This is a genomic window from Sandarakinorhabdus sp., assembly GCF_032115815.1.
GTDB lineage: Bacteria > Pseudomonadota > Alphaproteobacteria > Sphingomonadales > Sphingomonadaceae > Sandarakinorhabdus.
Genome location: NZ_JAUMBI010000041.1, coordinates 1 through 1316 on the forward strand (window position 1 = coordinate 1; position 1316 = coordinate 1316).

At 59.8% G+C, this 1316-nt stretch carries 1 protein-coding gene and 1 pseudogene; one reads left to right on the forward strand and one right to left on the reverse strand.

Annotated elements, in window-relative coordinates:
• Positions 1–140: 140 nt before the first annotated feature.
• Entirely contained in the window at positions 141–923 is a 783-nt protein-coding gene (locus RT662_RS02165) for a 3-hydroxybutyrate dehydrogenase (protein WP_313668778.1), read from the reverse strand.
• A gap of 180 nt (positions 924–1103) precedes the next feature.
• Here RT662_RS02165 and RT662_RS02170 point away from each other — a divergent pair.
• Positions 1104–1316 (forward strand): annotated as a pseudogene (locus tag RT662_RS02170) (hypothetical protein); the annotation flags it as partial.

Here is a 1316-nt window from a genome sequence, read left to right on the forward strand (position 1 = left end):
GTAAGACATTGATTCAGAGATCATCCAGAAACGCAACTGTAATGCTAGGCCAGACTTCAGCCGTCACCCCAAACGCAAAACCGGCGCGGCGACCAGATGGTTGCCGCGCCGGTGTTGTGTGTGGCCAGTTGGCCTTGGCTTTACTGCGCGGTCCAGCCGCCATCAACGGGGATGGCGATCCCGGTCATCTGGGCGGCGGCTTCGCTGGACAGGAAGGCGGCGAGTTCGCCCATCTGTTCGGGCGTCGCAAACTGCTTGGACGGCTGCTTGGCGATCAGCAGGTCCTCGGTGGCCTGTTCAATGCTGATCCCCTGTTCGGCGGCCTTGGCTTCGATCTGCTTCTGCACCAGCGGGGTGTGCACCCAGCCCGGGCAGATGGTGTTGCAGGTGACGCCAGTGCCGGCAGTTTCCAGCGCGACCACCTTGCTCATGCCAACCACGCCATGCTTGGCGGCGACATAAGCGACCTTGTGGGTGCTGCCGATGAGGCCGTGGACCGAGGCGATGTTGATGATGCGGCCGAAACCCTTGGCCTTCATGTGCGGCAGAGCGGCCTGGATGGCATGGAAAATGCCCGACAGGTTGATCGCGATGATGGCATCCCAACGCTCGGCCGGGAAATTCTCGACGCTTTCGGTGTACTGGATGCCGGCGTTGTTGACGAGGATGTCAACCGACCCAAAGCTGCTGACGCACAGTTCAACCATCGCCTTCACATCGGACGGCTTGGAAATGTCAGCGCCGCTGTAGACGACCTTGACGCCATATTTGGCTTCCAGGTTGGCACGTTCGGCTTCGATGGCTGCGGCATCGCCGAAACCGTTGATCACAAGGTTGGCACCTTTTGATGCCAGCACATTGGCAATCCCCAGACCGATACCGCTGGTTGAGCCGGTCACGATCGCATTAAGTCCCTTGAGCATGATAATCCCCCGGTTGTGAACTTGATTGAGCCTGGATGGCGGTGAAAAAGATTGTGTGACGGAATAATGACTGTGACTTGCGCAGGCTTTGACTGGACGACTTGACTGGATGTGCCGCGCTATTGTTCCCCCTGCGGCGAATCGTCCTTGCCGCCTTCACGCCTGTGGGTTATCTCTCTGTTGCACCGCGAAATCAACGTCGTGATGTGGGGGATGGGGGACTTTATGGCTACGGGGAACGGGCGTGCTGCGCCAGCCTATATTGCAGGCGCGAACAGCAAGAAAGTGAACCTGGCATTGCAGGGCGGCGGGGCGCACGGGGCGTTCGCCTGGGGTGTGCTTGATCGCCTGCTCGAAGATGGCCGCGTTGCATTCGATGCCGTCAGCGCGACC